This window comes from Acinetobacter sp. WC-323 (assembly GCF_000314615.1).
Taxonomy (GTDB): Bacteria; Pseudomonadota; Gammaproteobacteria; order Pseudomonadales; family Moraxellaceae; genus Acinetobacter; species Acinetobacter courvalinii.
The window spans coordinates 1-426 of the sequence record NZ_AMZS01000036.1; the positions used below are offsets into that span (position 1 = coordinate 1).

Genomic DNA, 426 nt, shown 5'->3' on the forward strand with positions numbered 1-426 from the left:
AGAGTTTGGTCTGCATCTATCCATAGTGCAGACCTTTTTTTGGTGACAGTTTTTTCTTAGTGATTTTCGATCTGGATGTAGTGATTTCACGTTTGCAGAATATATCTTGGCGGTGATCCATCTAATATTCGTGATTATAAAGAGAGCTAATTCACAGGTTCTACAGATTATGTAGCGACTAACTATATCAAAGTCTATTTGCAGTTGATGGTTGGCGCTTAGTTTATATTTACGCTTAGGTTTCAGTTAAAAAATCAATATTCTGTTGAATCCGTGATTGAATCATCTGTAGGGTAGATTCTCGAATTTGATGGGGATACAGGCGCTGCGCAATTTGACTAAATTGAAGTGCAATTTCACGCATGGTCAAGATGATCTCATCGACTTCTAGAGTAGTCAGATTAGCTTCTGAAGTACCGAGTTTAT

Annotated in this window: 1 pseudogene; it reads right to left on the reverse strand. The window is 37.3% G+C overall.

Going from position 1 to position 426, the window contains the following annotated elements:
* Positions 1–235: 235 nt before the first annotated feature.
* Positions 236–426, reverse strand: a pseudogene (locus ACINWC323_RS10315) (type II toxin-antitoxin system HipA family toxin); the annotation flags it as partial.